This window comes from Oleiphilus sp. HI0123 (assembly GCF_001635315.1).
The window spans coordinates 1-660 of sequence record NZ_LWGE01000250.1; the positions used below are offsets into that span (position 1 = coordinate 1).

Annotated in this window: 1 pseudogene; it reads right to left on the reverse strand. The window is 44.5% G+C overall.

Annotation, left to right across the window (positions count from 1 at the left end):
- A pseudogene (locus A3761_RS26675) lies at positions 1 to 660 on the reverse strand (hypothetical protein); the annotation flags it as partial.

A 660-nucleotide genomic window follows, 5' to 3' on the forward strand; every position in this document is an offset into this window, starting at 1 on the left:
TCATGAATTTCAATAGCACTGTCTTCAAAGGGATAAGCTTGTTCTTCAAGAAGAATTTCGTACTGCTCTAGCTCCAGCTCGTTCAGGCCTGTAGGGCGATCAGAATCCATTAAGTCGCGACTAAGCTGAGCATAAATATCAGCCATGCGATATCCAGCTTCGGTTGAGAACTGAGAGACACCATAACTCGCCGTCTTTTGATAGGCTTTCATAGCTTTTTCCAAAGCTTTGGTTTTTTTAATCATGGTTTCGTTTAGAGGTAGTTTTAACTTGATTCGTTTGTACTGAATAAAGGCATCATTAGCCAAAACACTCGCAGCACCTGCCGCCAAGAAGCGCATACGGTCATCTGCAGCATCACCCAAGCTATCGACCTTCTTCATTTGTTTAGCTAACCAAAAGCGTCGCTTCAGGGGTTTATCCGTTTCTTTATAAAGTTGCGCCAAACGATGAGTCACCTCCATATAGACATCAGCTGGCTCGGCATAGGTATTCGCATAAAGCCGGTAACTGAGTATCGCCTCTTTCTTGTTGTCAGCCTTATCGTATAGCTCCGCTACGATAAACTGAATATCCTGCTTTTCCTGCTCGGTTTTTGCCAGCTTACGCATAATACGCAATTCTCCGGCCGCTGCTTCCCACTGTTCGGTTTCACGATAA